Source organism: Mycobacterium simiae, from assembly GCF_008370645.1.
Taxonomy (GTDB): domain Bacteria; phylum Actinomycetota; class Actinomycetes; order Mycobacteriales; family Mycobacteriaceae; genus Mycobacterium; species Mycobacterium simiae_A.
The window spans coordinates 1-1,332 of the sequence record NZ_VTZN01000393.1; the positions used below are offsets into that span (position 1 = coordinate 1).

Consider the following 1,332-nt stretch of genomic DNA (forward strand, 5'->3'; position numbering starts at 1 on the left):
ATCCCGACCGGGCCCGCCCCGAAGAGGCGGCGGTGATCGGCCACCCCGCCCGCCGGGGCGCGAACCCCGCCCCGGCGCGTCGCCGACCGCCAGGCCAGGCCCGACAGCGCCAGCCCCCGCCAGCGGGTCAGGACCGCCACGGTGAGCAGCGCCGCCAGCACCGCGCCGGCCCACCAGCCGGGCCGGCCCCCGGCCGCCGCGCCGGCGCCCAGCAGCGCGGTGTCGGCGACGAACACCGCCACCACCCGCGCCCAGCCGGCCGCGACCCCCAGCGGGAACGCCGGCGTCACCGCCGCCGCTCCCGCCGCGACAGCAGCGCCGCCGACCCCAGCACCACCGACACCGCCAGCGCCAGCCCGCCCACCCCGGCGGCGGCCACCCACGCCGGGGTCAGGTCGCGGCCCGGCCGCGGCGGCGACAGCACCAGCGGCGCCGACAACCGCTGCGGGCCAACGGGTTCCCCCGCCGGCACGTCGTAGGTCAGCGCGGCCACCGGGTCGACGATCCCGTGACCGACCTGGTTGTCCACCCCCCGCGCCGGCGCCCGGGCCGTGCGCAGCAGCCGGTTGATCACCTGATGGGCGCTCAGCTGCGGATACTTGGCCCGCACCAGCGCGGCCACCCCGGACACGATCGCCGCCGAGAACGAGGTGCCCGCCGGGGCCAGCATCGTGTTGTCGTTGCCCTCCACGGCGTTCATCAGCCCGTCGTCGCGCGGCGAGAGACCCGCCACCTCGGTGCCCGGTGCCGCGATCGACACCCACGGGCCGGCCACGCTGCCCTCCAGCGGCGCCCCGGTGGCATCCACCGCCCCCACCGTGAGCACGTAGTCGGAGAACCACGCCGGCGTCACCACCGTGGCCACCCCCGCCCAGTCGCGGGGATCGTTGGGCGTCAACGGGTTATAGACCGGGTTCTGTTTGCAGTCGGCGCCGGTGTTGCCGGCCGCGGCCACGATCACCGCGTTGCGCTCGATGGCCGCGTAGCGGACCGCGGCCCCCAGGTCGCGCTGGTCGATGAGGTTGGAGGCGCTCATGCAGGCCACCTCGGAGATGTTGATGACCGCCGCCCCCAGGTTGGCGGCGTGCACGATCGCGCGCGCCATGGTGCGGATGTCGCCGGCCTTGCGCCGCGTCGCCGGGTCCTGGTCGGTGGCGAACGCATCCTTGGGGCTGAACGCTTTCGAGCTCTGCCGGATGGCGATGACCTCGACATCGGGTGCCACCCCGGAGAACCCGTCCGCGGCCGGCACCGGCGCGGGCGGCGCCTGCGGTCCGGGGCTCGGCGGCGGATCGGTGGGCGAAGGCGCGGGATCGGCGGGCCGGGGCGGGG

Annotated in this window: 2 protein-coding genes; both read right to left on the minus strand. The window is 77.1% G+C overall.

The features are described from left to right. On the minus strand, positions 1-290 hold a 290-nt coding region (locus F0Q45_RS26025), incomplete at its 3' end, for a hypothetical protein (protein WP_223163956.1). After that, a partial coding sequence (gene mycP / locus F0Q45_RS26030) for a type VII secretion-associated serine protease mycosin (protein WP_149656594.1) occupies positions 287-1,332 on the minus strand: 1,046 nt, incomplete at its 5' end. The genes F0Q45_RS26025 and mycP, both read right to left, overlap by 4 nt.